Origin of the sequence: Salifodinibacter halophilus (genome assembly GCA_012999515.1) — a bacterium.
Classification (GTDB): Bacteria; Pseudomonadota; Gammaproteobacteria; order Nevskiales; family Salinisphaeraceae; genus Salifodinibacter; species Salifodinibacter halophilus.
In genome coordinates this window covers 1-254 of sequence record JABEEB010000440.1, presented here as the reverse complement: position 1 = coordinate 254, position 254 = coordinate 1, and the positions used below count along the sequence as shown (strand labels likewise).

Here is a 254-nt window from a genome sequence, read left to right as displayed (position 1 = left end):
CGAGGTTCTGGTTGTACGATAGGCTCAGCGCGGCGCGGGTGCCGAGGTTGCGGCTCCAGGTCGCGCCGGCGTAGCGCGCCGGCGCTTGCCCGCGATAGAGCAGGCGCACGTAGCTCAGGCCGAGGCTGCCGATGCGCGCGTCGCTCCAGCCGACCGTCGCGCGTTCGCTGACCCGCGGCGCGCCCAGGCCGTAGCGCGAGGCGAGGTCGCGATAATCGCCGTGGGTGCGTTGGGTGTCGGCGGCGAAGTTGAAG

At 72.4% G+C, this 254-nt stretch carries 1 protein-coding gene; it reads right to left on the bottom strand.

Translation table 11 applies throughout. The features are described 5' to 3' along the window. Positions 1-254 (bottom strand): fimbrial biogenesis outer membrane usher protein (locus HKX41_12360; protein ID NNC24928.1); only part of this gene is annotated, 254 nt, incomplete at both ends.